Source organism: Citrobacter sp. W9 (genome assembly GCF_026719375.1).
GTDB classification, from domain to species: Bacteria; Pseudomonadota; Gammaproteobacteria; order Enterobacterales; family Enterobacteriaceae; genus Citrobacter; species Citrobacter werkmanii.
Window position 1 is genome coordinate 33,350 of the sequence record NZ_JAPPTE010000008.1, and the last position, 13,824, is coordinate 47,173.

Genomic DNA, 13,824 nt, shown 5'->3' on the forward strand with positions numbered 1-13,824 from the left:
TTGGTGCCCGGACTCGGAATCGAACCAAGGACACGGGGATTTTCAATCCCCTGCTCTACCGACTGAGCTATCCGGGCAACGGGGCGCATTAAACCGTATTCGCGCCTGCCAGTCAATCAAATTTCAGGAAAAGCGGTTCAACCGCTTAATATTACGGCAATCTGTGCGTTTGTGCCTGAAGTTTGCACAAATCTTCCAGATCGCCACGATGCCGACAGGTCATGCTAAGCGCAAGAAGGGCAGTATGGCAAAAGAGTGTTTCACTGCATCTTAATCACATGCTGACCAGGGCGGTTAACCGATTAATTCGCACCACCGTGGCGATGGCACGTTTTCAACGACTGATGGCGTTATGCTTACTCACACCGGCCAGGACGGGCTTGTTCGCTTAGGTTAGCGCGCCGCCCATACGGCACTGGGCAAAGCGCAGAATATCTTCCGCCAGACGGTGTGCCGTTTCGACATCAGCATGGCTACGATTCACCAGCATGCGGCTCAGACATCCCTCCAGCACCAGCTCCATCTGTTTGGCGACCATAGCCGGGTCGTCAACTTCCAGCTCAGTCAGTAGCTCATGAGTGAAGTCATGCGCTGCTTTTTTTTGTTGGTCGGCTAACTGGTGGATTGGATGTCCAGGATCGGGATAAAACGTGCAGGCGGCAATGAACAGGCAGCCGGGATAGCGATTATTGCTCACGCATTCGGACAGCGCGCTGTAGCGTGCCAGTAATTTCTGTTCCGCGCTCAGGGTCTCATCCAGCAAAAGCTGACGCCGCCAGATATCCACCCGCTGGCTGAGGTAACGTAACGCATCATACAGGATGGCCTCTTTATCTGGCCAAAAGCGCTGTAGTTCATCAAGCGGATAATCGATACGTTCGGCCACCATTTCCAGCGTGGTATTGGCTATCCCTTGAACCTCAAGTAATTTCAGGGCTTCTCCCAGGACATCTTCACGTTGCACGGTATTCTCCTCCGTATTTCCTTTTGCAAGTGTCGCTCACGGTTGACGATCGCGCAAATGTGCGCTGAAGGTCGCTGCATCCATAAATCCCGTTACCCGAGCCTCCGGATGCTCTTTACCCTCGGCATCAAAAAACAGGATAGTTGGCAAACCTAAAACCTGTAGATGTTTCAGGAGAGCGACATCCTTGGCATTGTTTGCAGTTACATCCGCCTGTAAAAGCACCGTGTCGCCTAGTGCTTGCTGAACCTGCGGATCGCTGAAGGTGTACTTCTCAAACTCCTTACAAGCCACGCACCAGTCGGCATACAAATCCAACATGACGGGCCTGCCTTTGGCTTGCGCCAGCGCCTGATTTAACGCCTCTACCGAGGCCACCGGCGTAAAGTTAAGGTGTGTCTGGGTTTGAGCATGCGGCGTGCCAAACGCCCAGTCCTGCAATGGACGTACACTGACAAGCGCTGCGGCTAACAGGACAATCTGCACGATACGCATCCAGGCGTGCTTTGCCTGCAGGCTGGTAATGAATGCCCAGCTAAAGAACGCAACGCCCAACAGTGACCACAGGCGCACGCCCCATTCGTCGCCAATGATGCGTTCAAGCAAGAAGACGGGAAGCGCCAGGATGATGAAGCCGAAAGCGGTTTTAACATGTTCCATCCATGGACCGCTTTTAGGCAGCAGGCGGTTGCCAAAGACGGTAATCAACATCAGCGGCAAGCCCATCCCCAGCGCGTACAGATACAGCGTACCGCCTCCCAGCCACATATTTCCGCTCTGAGCGATATACAGCAAAATCGCGCTTAGCGGCGCGGTTGTGCAAGGAGAACAGATGAGACCCGCAATCGCCCCCATCGCAAAGACGCTACCGGGAGAGCCGCCTTGCTGGCGGTTACTCAGCAACGTGAGGCGCGTTTGCAATGAGGAAGGGAGTTGCAGCGTGAACAGGCCGAACATAGACAGAGCCAGCAGCGTAAAGATGATGGCAAGACCGATCAGAACATAAGGATGCTGTAATGCCGCCTGAAACTGTAATCCGGCGGCGGCAACAACCAGACCCAGCGCAGTATAGGTGAGCGCCATTCCCTGGACGTAGATAAACGTCAGCAGCAGCGCCCTACCGGTTGATAACCGTTGCTTGCCGCCCAGCACGATGCCGGAAATCAGCGGATACATCGGCAGTACGCAGGGCGTGAAAGCGATGCCAATGCCGATTAGCAAGGCCCACAGCGCGGAAAAGGGGAGCTGGGCTGCGGGCTGTGGTTTCTCTTCCGGGGCCTCAGTGACAGGTGCGGTAGCCGGAGCCCCCCCGACAGCGGCTGACACTTCACTTAAGGGGACAGTTTTAGTTTCCGGCGGATAGCAAAAACCGGCGTCGGCACAGCCCTGGTACGTGACCGTTAATGTTGCGCCAGTTGCGGCCTGATTAACCGTGACCGGAATATTCAACTGTTTACGGTAAATCTCACTTTTGCCGTAAAACTCATCTTCATGCCAGACGCCAGGCGGCAGTTTTACCTCGGCAATATCGGCCTGAGATGGTGTAATGCTTATCTGTTTGCGATAGAGATAGTAGCCATCTTTGACCTGCCATGAGAGGTTCAGATCGTGTTGGTTTTGCTGAAAATCAAAAACAAACGCCCGATCGGCAGGAACAAACTGCGAGCGGCCGGGCGCGTCAAATAATCCGGCAAAGGTAGATGTGCTGCATAGCAGCAGGATCAGCGTAAGGATGCGTTGAGCCATGAGCGGTAATCAAAGTCTCCGTGAGTGACGGGTAAAACCAGAAGTTCAGGTGTTTGATACGGGTGATGTGACTTCAGGCAATCGAGAAGGGCTTGCTGGTGCGTGACGGTGGTTTTTAAAATCATCTGGACTTCATATTCCTGCTCCAGTTTACCTTCCCAATAATAGAGGGAGGTTGCACCGGGCAGAAGTGTCACGCAGGCTGCCAGCTTTTCCGCCAGCACTTTTGCAGCCAGATCCTGGGCGGTTGCTTCATCCGGAGCAGTACAGAGCACCACAACGGTATCGGGGATGGAAATATCCTGACTCTTTACATCAAGCATAAACACCTCGAAAGAACAGAGTAACCAGCTAAAGAGTGGTCACTATACAACGGACGAGGGAAGGATGTTAGCTAAAGCGGGGTGAGGAGGAGGAACTGCAGGGCGCACGAGCACCCTGCAGAAAAAACTTACAGCATGAAGCTACCCAGCAAGAAGCCGAAGCAGACAGCCAGAACTACACCCAGAGTACCCGGGATGAAGAACGGATGGTTAAAGACGAATTTACCGATGCGGGTTGTACCAGTGTCATCCATCTGAACTGCCGCAACCAGCGTTGGGTAGGTTGGCAGAATGAACAGGCCGGAAACAGCTGCGAAGGAGGCAACAGCGGTCAGCGGGGAAACGTTCAGCGCCAAAGCCATCGGCATCAGTGCTTTAGCGGTTGCTGCCTGAGAGTACAGCAATGCAGAAGCAAAGAAGAAGATGACGGCCAGCAGCCACGGATGACCCTGAATTACGCTACCTGCAGTATCTTTGATCCAGTCAATGTTGTGAGATACGAAGGTATCACCCAACCACGCAACGCCCAGGATACAAATACAGGCGCTCATACCGGCTTTGAAGGTGCTGGAGTTGAGAATGGAGTCAGTTTCAACGCGGCAGATGATGGTAGTCAGCGTCGCGATGCTCAGCATGATGATCAGGATAGCGTTGGTGGTATTCATCAGCGGTTTAGCGACCAGACCAAGGCTTGGGCTGTTAACGATCGCATAGACAACAACGCAAATTACGCCCAGCAGGAACAGCCAAACGGAAGTTTTTGCGCCTGCTTTGATTTCAACTTGTCTTTCACCGCGCAGTTCAACCAAACCTTCTTCCAGACGTTTACGATAAATCGGATCGTCAGACAGTTTAGAGTTGAATAGCATAGTCACCAGGAAGGACATTACCAGAACGGCCAGCAGGGTGGACGGAATAACCACGGACAGCAGGTGAATATAGCTGATGCCATGACCTTCCATTACGGAAGACATGTAAACCACGGCTGCAGAGATTGGTGATGCTGTGATCGCAATCTGAGCAGAAACCACCGCAGTTGAGAGCGGACGGCAAGGTTTGATCCCTTGTTCCTTCGCAACTTCAGCGATAACCGGCAGAGTTGCCAGAGAGATGTTACCCGTACCCGCAAAGATGGTCAGGAAATAGGTCACGATGGGTGCCAGGATCGTGATGTATTTCGGGTTCTTACGCAGCAGTTTTTCAGTTTGATGAACCAGATAGTCCAGACCACCTGCAATCTGCATAGCTGAGATGGCAGCGATAACCGCCATGATAATGGAAATGACATCGAACGGGATATTACCGGGTTTTACGCCGATAGCGGCGAGAACCAGGACACCCAGCCCACCTGCAAATCCAATACCGATACCCCCAAGTCTGGCACCTAAAAAGATTGCCAGCAAAACGATGATAAGTTCTAAAACTATCATATTAGCCTTCCTTGTTGTTTAACAAGTTGATATTAAATTGTTGTTTTTAAGTAACTTCGTGCAAGAAAAAAGGCACGTCATCTGACGTGCCTTCTCTGGTACTACCCTACACGATTACTGCTCGCTTTCATCAGTATAACGTTTTGCTTTATAAGCCGGGTGCATCAGGTTCTGTACTGAGAAGATATCGTCCAGTTCGGCTTCGGTCAACAGGCCGCGCTCGAGGACAACTTCACGTACGCTCTTACCGGTTTCGGCACAAATTTTACCAACGATGTCGCCGTTGTGGTGGCCGATGAACGGGTTGAGGTAAGTAACGATACCGATAGAGTTGTATACGAATGCTTCGCACACTTCTTTGTTAGCAGTAATGCCGCTAACGCATTTTTCCAACAGGTTGTAGCAAGCGTTGCTCAGAATGTGAATGGATTCGAACATTGCCTGGCCGATTACTGGCTCCATAACGTTCAGCTGCAGCTGACCTGCTTCAGACGCCATGGTGACTGTGATGTCGTTACCGATGACTTTAAAGCACACCTGGTTTACGACTTCCGGAACAACCGGGTTCACTTTAGCTGGCATGATGGAAGAGCCAGCCTGCAGTTCCGGCAGGTTGATCTCGTTCAGGCCGGCACGTGGACCAGAGGAGAGCAAACGCAGGTCGTTACAGATTTTGGACATCTTCACAGCCAGACGTTTCAGTGCGCCATGCACCATAACGTATGCGCCGCAGTCAGAAGTTGCTTCAATCAGGTCTTCTGCAGGAACACAGGCAAAACCGGTAACTTCAGCCAGTTTTTTCACTGCCAACGGAGAGTATTCTTTCGGTGTGTTCAGACCCGTACCGATTGCCGTTGCGCCGAGGTTAACTTCCAGCAGCAGCTCTGCAGTACGCCCAATGTTTTTCACTTCTTCTTTCAGCAGGATGCTGAAAGCACGGAATTCCTGACCGAGGGTCATCGGCACAGCATCCTGCAACTGGGTACGACCCATTTTCAGGATGTCCTGGAATTCATCGGCTTTTTTCTCGAAGCCTTCACGCAGCTGGTTCAGAGCATCAATCAGTTTGATGATGGATGCGTATACCGCGATACGGAAACCGGTTGGGTATGCGTCGTTGGTAGACTGACATTTGTTAACGTGGTCGTTCGGGTTCAGGTACTGATATTCACCTTTCTGGTGACCCATCAGTTCCAGACCGATATTGGCCAGCACTTCGTTGGTGTTCATGTTGACGGAGGTACCCGCACCACCCTGGTAAACGTCTACCGGGAACTGATCCATGCATTTTCCGTTATTCAGGACTTCATCACACGCCGCGATGATGGCATTTGCCACACTTTTAGGAATGGTTTGCAGCTCTTTGTTGGCCATCGCCGCTGCCTTTTTCACCATTACCATGCCGCGAACAAATTCAGGAATGTCGCTGATTTTGTTGTTGCTAATGTAGAAGTTTTCAATCGCTCTCAGAGTGTGAACACCATAGTAAGCGTCCGCTGGAACTTCCCTGGTACCCAACAAGTCTTCTTCGATACGAATGTTGTTTAACATGTGAACCTTCTTTTTCAAGCTGCCAATGATTTGACTAAACACACAGGATATATGTGATTTCGATTGTTTCTCGACCGACGATTATCCCCTGCATCGGTCTGATACCCGAGATCATATGCTGGTTCAGGATTTCTACCGTAATCTGGATCACTTAAAGCGTGGAATTTACCCCTTATTTATTATTCTGTGAAATAGATCACCCCTTTAGGATTAACACTAAATATTAGTGTACAAGCGACTTGAAATTTTGCTAACCACCTCAATATCTGACTGATGCGAGTCACATAATTTTTGAACAGACGTTGTACAAAACGCCTGTTATTAACAGGAGTCCCCTTTGCGCTGGATACCATTACTTGCCATTTTTCTCTATGTTTACATAGAGATATCTATTTTTATTCAGGTTGCCCATGTGTTGGGTGTTCTGATGACCCTGATTTTGGTTATTTTTACGTCGGTTATCGGGATGTCTCTGGTTCGTAATCAGGGATTTAAGAACTTTTTACTGATGCAACAAAAAATGGCGGCAGGTGAAAGCCCGGCTGCAGAAATGATCAAGAGCGTTTCGCTGATTATTGCCGGTCTGCTATTAGTGCTGCCGGGTTTTTTCACCGATTTCCTTGGTCTTCTTCTTTTATTACCCCCGGTGCAGAAGCATCTGACGATGAAACTGCTGCCACATTTGCGTTTTTCTCGTATGCCCGGCGGTGGTTTTAGCGCCGGAACGGGTGGGGGCGAGACCTTTGACGGTGAGTTCCAGCGCAAAGACGAGCATCGTGACAGTATCGAACATAAAGACGATCGTCGGGATTAAGCATCAGTATGTAGGCCGGATAAGCGTTAGCGCCATCCGGCACGTGTTCATATGCCGGATGATGGCGTCAGCGTCGACTTATCCGGCCTGCCGGGTAAAAATAACCACAGCGCAGCCAGCATAATCAGCGCATACAGGCTCTTCCAACCCACCATCGCCAGCAATAGCAGACATAGCAAACCGCCAACGATCGCCAATGCGCGATAGTGTCCTTTCAGTAATCGACAACCTGCCAGCATGCACAGCAGATAAATCATAATAAAGATGCCGTTAGCGTAGACGATTAACGCATCGAGATTGATTTGCAGCATATAGATGCACAAAGTACTGACCACGCAGCAACCTAGCACGGCGTTCAGCGCATTGCGCGGAAGGTGACGAGGGGAAAGACGCGCCAGATAACTCCCCGGCTTGTATTGTGCTTGCGACCAGACCAGCCGGGCGAAACTTTGAATATAAATGTTGAGACTGGCAAAGCAGGCCAGATAACCAATAATGCAGGCGACCCACAGTGCCTGTACGCCAAACAGCTGTACAACAATTTCTGGCAGTGATGCCGCCGCCGCCATTTTCTCGCCATAAGCGCCAAAATGGAGGACGACGACGGTGCATGCCCAGTAGACAGAACCTGCCAGCAGTAGACCGATCATTAGCGCGCGCGGGAAGTCTCGCTCCGGATTTTTAAATTCAGAGGCCAGGTGGGCAAATGCTTCAAGACCGACAAAGCACCAGAACATCACTGACAGGGCCGCGAACAGTCCGGGAAGCTCAATTTCGCTAATTGCAGGGAAGGGGATTTCACTGGGTTTTAGATCGCCCGCCCACCAGATGGCGACAATCAGGGCCACGATCAGCCCGGCAATGACCGTTTGTAGGTTAGCGCTGGAGCTGGCGCCGCGGGAGCCTATGTACCAGACCAACGCCAGTGTACCGAGTTCTGCCAGCAGAAGCTGCTCGTCATGCCAGCCAAACATCGCCTGGCCGAATCCTGCGGCAATATGTAATGCCGCAGGCAAGCCAACCGGGATTACCGACAAAAACAGCCATCCGGTGACGCGCTCCAGCCGCGAACCAAAGGCCATACCGACAAAATGCGCCACGCCGCCCGCGCTGGGGAAATGGCGGCCGAGCACGGCAAAGACAATCGCCACGGGAAAGACTAAAACAATCAGCACCGGCCAGGCCCAAAGACTGTTGTTGCCAGCGACCAGCGCAGCCAGCGCGGGGACGGCAAAAACGCCTGTACCTAATAATGATGTCGACAACAGGCCAACGCCCTGAGCCAGTCCCAGCTCTTGTTTCAGTCCGCTCATAAGTTGTTATCCGGTTATGCCCATTGACCGGGCTACAGCGCAGATTTTGATGGTATCACAATCGGATTTGCTTATGACGACGTGACTGAAATCGTTATGAAATGTGAGGCGTGTCGGTGTTTTGACGGGATTTTCTGCTGATAAAAAATTTTTTTCGCTTGCCCCCTTGAAGGCACAAAAGCCCATCCCCATCTCTCTGGTCACTAGCCGGGAAACCGTTTACGGGCCGGCGTCACCCATAACTGATAAAGACTTTCTCAAAGGAGAGCTATCAATGAGTATTCGTCCGTTACATGATCGTGTGATCGTCAAACGTAAAGAAGTTGAATCCAAATCTGCTGGCGGCATCGTACTGACCGGTTCTGCAGCAGGTAAATCAACTCGTGGCGAAATCATCGCTGTCGGTAAGGGTCGCATCCTGGACAACGGTACCGTACAGCCGCTGGACGTGAAAGTCGGCGATATCGTTATTTTCAACGATGGCTACGGTGTTAAATCTGAGAAGATCGACAATGAAGAAGTGTTGATCATGTCTGAAAGTGACATCCTGGCAATTGTTGAAGCCTAATCCGCGAACGACACTGAACATACGAATTTAAGGGAAAGAGAAAATGGCAGCTAAAGACGTAAAATTCGGTAACGACGCTCGTGTGAAAATGCTGCGCGGCGTAAACGTACTGGCAGATGCAGTGAAAGTTACCCTCGGTCCAAAAGGCCGTAACGTAGTTCTGGATAAATCTTTCGGTGCACCGACCATCACTAAAGATGGTGTTTCCGTAGCACGTGAAATCGAACTGGAAGACAAGTTCGAAAACATGGGTGCGCAGATGGTGAAAGAAGTTGCCTCTAAAGCGAATGACGCTGCAGGCGACGGTACCACCACCGCGACCGTACTGGCTCAGTCCATCATTACTGAAGGTCTGAAAGCTGTTGCTGCGGGTATGAACCCAATGGATCTGAAACGTGGTATCGACAAAGCTGTCGCTGCTGCCGTTGAAGAACTGAAAGCGCTGTCCGTACCGTGCTCTGACTCTAAAGCAATCGCTCAGGTTGGTACCATCTCCGCTAACTCCGACGAAACCGTAGGTAAACTGATCGCAGAAGCGATGGACAAAGTCGGTAAAGAAGGCGTGATCACCGTTGAAGACGGTACCGGTCTGCAGGACGAACTGGACGTGGTTGAAGGTATGCAGTTCGACCGTGGCTACCTGTCTCCTTACTTCATCAACAAGCCGGAAACTGGCGCTGTTGAACTGGAAAGCCCGTTCATCCTGCTGGCTGATAAGAAAATCTCCAACATCCGCGAAATGCTGCCGGTTCTGGAAGCTGTCGCGAAAGCAGGCAAACCGCTGCTGATCATCGCAGAAGATGTTGAAGGCGAAGCGCTGGCAACTCTGGTTGTTAACACCATGCGCGGTATCGTGAAAGTGGCTGCTGTTAAAGCACCTGGCTTCGGCGATCGTCGTAAAGCGATGCTGCAGGATATCGCTACCCTGACCGGTGGTACCGTTATCTCTGAAGAGATCGGTATGGAACTGGAAAAAGCCACTCTGGAAGATCTGGGTCAGGCAAAACGCGTTGTTATCAATAAAGACACCACCACCATCATTGATGGCGTGGGCGATGAAGCGGCAATCCAGGGTCGTGTGACTCAGATTCGTCAGCAGATCGAAGAAGCTACTTCAGACTACGACCGTGAAAAACTGCAGGAGCGCGTAGCGAAACTGGCAGGCGGCGTTGCGGTAATCAAAGTTGGTGCTGCGACTGAAGTTGAAATGAAAGAGAAGAAAGCCCGCGTTGAAGATGCCCTGCACGCAACCCGTGCTGCGGTAGAAGAAGGCGTGGTTGCTGGTGGTGGTGTTGCGCTGATTCGCGTAGCGTCCAAAATTGCCGGCCTGAAAGGTCAGAACGAAGACCAGAACGTCGGTATCAAAGTTGCGCTGCGCGCAATGGAAGCTCCGCTGCGTCAAATCGTTCTGAACTGCGGCGAAGAGCCGTCTGTAGTGGCTAACACCGTGAAAGCGGGTGACGGTAACTACGGTTACAACGCTGCAACTGAAGAATACGGCAACATGATCGACATGGGTATCCTGGATCCAACCAAAGTAACGCGTTCTGCTCTGCAGTATGCAGCTTCTGTTGCGGGTCTGATGATCACCACCGAGTGCATGGTTACCGATCTGCCGAAAGGCGATGCGCCTGACTTAGGTGCTGCTGGTGGTATGGGCGGCATGGGTGGAATGGGCGGCATGATGTAATTTAATCTTCATACTTCAAGCCGTAGGTTCGTTGGCTGCGTTCGTTCACCCCAGTCACTTACTTATGTAAGCTCCTGGGGTTCATGAACTTGCCGCCTGCCTGCAACTTGAATTATTTGATTAAATACGCCTCTCGCGAAAAATGAGAAACCCCCGGGCAGAAATGTCTGGGGGTTTTTCTTTTGGTCATCTTTTTAGTATATGATTCAGCTACGGACATAACGTCCAACTAATTGATTATGGGGAATGACATGCACGTGAAATATTTAGCAGGGATCGTTGGTGCCGCGCTACTGATGGCGGGTTGTAGCTCCAGCAACGAACTGAGTTCAGCCGGACAAAACGTACGCTTTGTCGAAGACAAGCCAGGCGCAGAGTGCCAGCTGATTGGCACTGCAACCGGTACGCAGAGCAACTGGCTTTCTGGTCAGCATGGCGAAGAGGGTGGGTCTATGCGTGGCGCAGCGAACGATCTGCGTAACCAGGCCGCAGCAATGGGGGGTAACGTAATTTACGGCGTCAGCAGCCCATCACAGGGAATGCTGTCCAGTTTTGTTCCTACCGCCAGTGAGATGAATGGTCAGGTTTATAAGTGCCCAAACTGATAAAAGCTGTTGATGCCGGATGGCGACGCTAAAGCGTCTTATCCGGCCTACGGTATAAATGATCGTAGGCCTGATAAGCGCAGCGCCATCAGGCATTCTGAGCTTTATGCGCAGACTGAACGCGTAAATGATGTAGCGCGCGCAAACACTGATCCTGATTGAGCTTTTGGGTTTTATCTCCCGTCAATGTTTTGACAAACACCTGGCACGGGACACCTGCAAGTTTTTTCAGTCGTGGGCTGAAGTCCAGAAGGCGTCGGGTAATGGCCTCAGCTTCTTTACTGCCGGAAAGGGCGCGAGTTTTCACTACTGAGCCACAGAATTGAGCTTTACCCTTTTCATCCTTATAGCGGTAGATAATCGCCAGGTAATGGTTAAACAGGTTATGTTTCCATTCTGGTTGTGTATATGAATCATATTCAAGATTATCGTTTTGCTGGTAGTCAACATCGTACAGCGGCAGGAAATCCAGCAGCGATGTCATTCTTAGCGCTAATTCCTGCATGCCAGCATTTTTTATTGCATGAATGATTGCATAGGCTAATACCTGGATCTGCAGTTCATTAATCAATAATTCGTGGATTTGTCCGTTATGCAGTGTCAGAGAAAATGCTAAGCTTTCTCCTTTATCATCCACTAACACCAGAGAATTGATTCGACGGTTTATATCTGCATTTTTTAACTCATCTTCCTGAATTAAAGGGATATTCTCGTGCATCTTTTTACTGGCTTTGTCGCGTTCTTTTTCATATCGCAAACGCGCTTCTTGGCTAAGCTGGTGCTTCGCATGGAGTCTGCTCTCCAGAGCGATAAGCAGATCTCTTAGCCCCAGCGGTGAGAGGAAAAACAGTGACTCTTTATTTCTTGGTTCTTTGATCTTGAGTGCCAGAGCAATAAATTCATTCTTCTGACGAATAACACCGGTATTAATACCCTTAATACTAATAGCCATCCAGGGTTCTCCCTAACCATATATTTATTGGGAATTTATATTTTTATTAATTTATAAATTTTGCAAATGAGTTGTTGCACAGTACCAGTTAAAATAGCACATATTAAAAGTGCGACTCCACCTGCACGGATATTAAATACTCGGGATTGGTAGTGAGTGTCCATAATCGGACACTCAATAAGCATTATTGCTGGCGTAATTGCAGATCCAACGGCGTTTTACTGGGTTCTCCGCCAATTTCTCGCGCCAGTTTAGGGACCATATAACCGGAAACCAGCGTCAGCAGTTCACGCACAATCTGACGTGCTTCGTCGTCGCTGACCATAAAGTGGGCGGCACCCTGCACTTTATCCAGTACGTGCAGGTAATAGGGCATAACACCCGCATCAAACAGTGCGTTACTAAGGTCGGCCAGGGTTTGGGCGTTATCGTTAACACCCCGTAGCAATACGCTTTGATTGAGTAGCGTGACGCCTACTTTGCGTAGTCTGAGCATCGCCTGGCGAAACGTCTCATCAACTTCATTGGCATGGTTAATATGATTGACCAGCAGAATTTGCAATGAAGAGTGAGCAAAACGCTCGGTCAGCCCTTCGGTAATGCGCGCAGGGATCACAATCGGTAAACGGCTGTGAATGCGCAGACGCTTAATGTGTGGAATGGTTTCCAGTTGCGTGAGCAGCCAGTCCAGTTCGTGATCCTTGGCCATCAACGGATCGCCGCCGGAGAAGATTACCTCATCTAACTCAGGATGGGCAGTAATGTAGTCCAGAGCGACCTGCCAGTTGCGCTTGTTGCCCTGATTTTCGGCGTACGGGAAGTGTCGGCGGAAGCAATAACGACAATTTACCGCGCAGCCGCCTTTGACCAGCAGCAGCGCCCGGTTGCGATATTTATGCAGCAGGCCAGGAACCACACTGTGTTGTTCCTCCAGCGGATCGGTCGAGTAGCCTGGCGCCGCAACAAACTCTTCCTCGGCGGTAAGTACCTGACGCAGAAGCGGATCGCTCGGATTGCCTTTCTCCATGCGCGCAATAAACGCGCGTGGTATGCGCAGGGCGAAAAGTCGTCTCGCGTCGCGTCCGGCCAACAGTTTTTCATCTGCGTCTATATTCAAAAGATGCAGAAGTTCATCGGGATCGGTCACAACATCGGCAAGTTGCGATAACCAATCTTCTCTGGATGGGGTATTTAGGGTTACAATATGCGCCATTTTGTGGCTTAGCTACCAGTTAACAATTTTCAGAGGGCCTTATGGCAACGTACTATAGCAACGATTTTCGTGCTGGTCTTAAAATCATGTTGGACGGCGAACCGTATGCGGTTGAAGCCAGCGAATTCGTTAAACCAGGTAAAGGCCAGGCGTTTGCGCGCGTTAAGCTGCGTCGCCTGCTGACCGGTACTCGCGTAGAGAAAACCTTCAAGTCTACCGACTCTGCCGAAGGCGCAGATGTAGCCGACATGAACCTGACCTTCTTGTATAGCGACGGTGAATTCTGGCACTTCATGAACAACACCACTTTCGAACAGCTGGCTGCAGATGAAAAAGCGGTAGGCGATAACGCTAAATGGCTGCTGGACCAGGCTGAATGCATCGTGACCCTGTGGAACGGTCAGCCGATCTCCGTGACCCCGCCGAACTTCGTTGAGCTGGAAGTCATTGAAACCGACCCAGGTCTGAAAGGCGATACCGCTGGTACTGGCGGCAAACCGGCTACTCTGTCTACCGGCGCAGTCGTTAAAGTTCCGCTGTTCGTACAGATCGGCGAAGTGATCAAAGTGGATACTCGCTCAGGCGAATACGTTTCCCGCGTAAAATAAAACACTTATTTGATCTTGTGGCGCAGGTTGCTGCGCCATACTTTTTC

13 protein-coding genes and 1 tRNA gene are annotated in these 13,824 nt (G+C 50.8%); 5 read left to right on the forward strand and 9 right to left on the reverse strand.

Features of this window, described 5'->3' with window-relative positions:
• Nucleotide 1 precedes the first annotated feature (1 nt).
• From OOJ59_RS13335 to aspA, 6 genes are all read right to left on the reverse strand, one after another.
• Nucleotides 2–77, reverse strand: a tRNA-Phe gene (locus OOJ59_RS13335).
• Nucleotides 78–388: 311 nt separating this feature from the next.
• Nucleotides 389–964, reverse strand: a complete 576-nt coding sequence (locus OOJ59_RS13340) for a transcriptional regulator (protein ID WP_160955480.1) — start codon at nt 962–964, stop codon at nt 389–391.
• Nucleotides 965–1,000: 36 nt separating this feature from the next.
• Nucleotides 1,001–2,710, reverse strand: a complete 1,710-nt coding sequence (locus OOJ59_RS13345; RefSeq protein WP_160955481.1) for a protein-disulfide reductase DsbD — start codon at nt 2,708–2,710, stop codon at nt 1,001–1,003.
• Nucleotides 2,686–3,033 carry a divalent cation tolerance protein CutA gene (cutA, locus tag OOJ59_RS13350; RefSeq protein WP_003025447.1) on the reverse strand — a complete coding sequence of 116 codons (348 nt, stop codon included), beginning with the start codon at nt 3,031–3,033 and terminating at the stop codon, nt 2,686–2,688. The genes OOJ59_RS13345 and cutA overlap by 25 nt, the downstream gene beginning before the upstream one ends.
• A 128-nt stretch (nt 3,034–3,161) precedes the next feature.
• Nucleotides 3,162–4,463, reverse strand: a complete 1,302-nt coding sequence (dcuA, locus tag OOJ59_RS13355) for an anaerobic C4-dicarboxylate transporter DcuA (protein WP_038636462.1) — start codon at nt 4,461–4,463, stop codon at nt 3,162–3,164.
• A 114-nt stretch (nt 4,464–4,577) separates the two neighbouring features.
• Nucleotides 4,578–6,014 (reverse strand): aspartate ammonia-lyase, encoded by a 1,437-nt coding sequence (gene aspA / locus OOJ59_RS13360; RefSeq protein ID WP_032940252.1) that lies wholly within the window; start codon nt 6,012–6,014, stop codon nt 4,578–4,580.
• A 337-nt stretch (nt 6,015–6,351) separates the two neighbouring features.
• Here aspA and OOJ59_RS13365 point away from each other — a divergent pair, with 337 nt between their 5' ends.
• The gene (locus OOJ59_RS13365; protein ID WP_006686272.1) at nt 6,352–6,828 is read left to right on the forward strand and encodes an FxsA family protein; all 477 of its coding nucleotides are present in this window, start codon (nt 6,352–6,354) and stop codon (nt 6,826–6,828) included.
• 47 nt (nt 6,829–6,875) lie between these two features.
• On the opposite strand, the gene yjeH is transcribed toward OOJ59_RS13365, so the two are convergent.
• Nucleotides 6,876–8,141: an L-methionine/branched-chain amino acid transporter gene (gene yjeH / locus OOJ59_RS13370; RefSeq protein ID WP_038636468.1), complete on the reverse strand. Its 1,266-nt coding sequence runs from the start codon at nt 8,139–8,141 to the stop codon at nt 6,876–6,878.
• A 274-nt stretch (nt 8,142–8,415) separates the two neighbouring features.
• On the opposite strand from yjeH, the gene OOJ59_RS13375 reads away from it, so the two are divergent.
• The 3 genes from OOJ59_RS13375 (at nt 8,416) to OOJ59_RS13385 (ending at nt 11,004) form a co-directional block, all read left to right on the forward strand.
• On the forward strand, nt 8,416–8,709 hold the full coding sequence (locus tag OOJ59_RS13375) for a co-chaperone GroES (RefSeq protein ID WP_000027827.1): 294 nt from the start codon (nt 8,416–8,418) through the stop codon (nt 8,707–8,709).
• Between the two features lie 43 nt (nt 8,710–8,752).
• On the forward strand, nt 8,753–10,399 hold the full coding sequence (gene groL / locus OOJ59_RS13380; RefSeq protein ID WP_006686275.1) for a chaperonin GroEL: 1,647 nt from the start codon (nt 8,753–8,755) through the stop codon (nt 10,397–10,399).
• A 251-nt stretch (nt 10,400–10,650) separates the two neighbouring features.
• Nucleotides 10,651–11,004 (forward strand): DUF4156 domain-containing protein, encoded by a 354-nt coding sequence (locus OOJ59_RS13385; protein WP_038636474.1) that lies wholly within the window; start codon nt 10,651–10,653, stop codon nt 11,002–11,004.
• Nucleotides 11,005–11,092: 88 nt separating this feature from the next.
• Here OOJ59_RS13385 and yjeJ read toward each other — a convergent pair whose 3' ends face one another.
• Both yjeJ and epmB read right to left on the reverse strand, forming a co-directional pair.
• Nucleotides 11,093–11,956: a YjeJ family protein gene (gene yjeJ / locus OOJ59_RS13390; RefSeq protein ID WP_160955482.1), complete on the reverse strand. Its 864-nt coding sequence runs from the start codon at nt 11,954–11,956 to the stop codon at nt 11,093–11,095.
• 184 nt (nt 11,957–12,140) lie between these two features.
• Nucleotides 12,141–13,169, reverse strand: coding sequence for an EF-P beta-lysylation protein EpmB (gene epmB / locus OOJ59_RS13395; protein WP_160955483.1), 1,029 nt, complete (start codon nt 13,167–13,169; stop codon nt 12,141–12,143).
• A gap of 41 nt (nt 13,170–13,210) precedes the next feature.
• On the opposite strand from epmB, the gene efp reads away from it, so the two are divergent.
• Nucleotides 13,211–13,777 carry an elongation factor P gene (gene efp / locus OOJ59_RS13400; RefSeq protein WP_006686282.1) on the forward strand — a complete coding sequence of 189 codons (567 nt, stop codon included), beginning with the start codon at nt 13,211–13,213 and terminating at the stop codon, nt 13,775–13,777.
• Nucleotides 13,778–13,824: the final 47 nt, after the last annotated feature.